Genomic DNA, 240 nt, shown 5'->3' with positions numbered 1-240 from the left:
GTCCCTGCGGCCTCATCTTCGATACGGTCAGTCTGCTTAATTCTCACCGCCAGTGCAGCAGCAACATCCGGTGCAAGGAGAAACGGACCCAAAAGAAATAAGACAGGATCCCCCGGAGCTGCCCGGGTCCATAACTTTACCGGGTTTGAAAATTGCCCCAGCCTTACCCATCAACTAGCCTTTCGTGCCTGGGTTGAACGGGAGGTTATACTCGTTGCAAAGGCTGGCAAATGCCTTATA

The organism is Parendozoicomonas verongulae (assembly GCF_009711465.1).
Taxonomy (GTDB): domain Bacteria; phylum Pseudomonadota; class Gammaproteobacteria; order Pseudomonadales; family Endozoicomonadaceae; genus Sansalvadorimonas; species Sansalvadorimonas verongulae.
Note: the sequence above shows the minus strand (reverse complement) of the source record.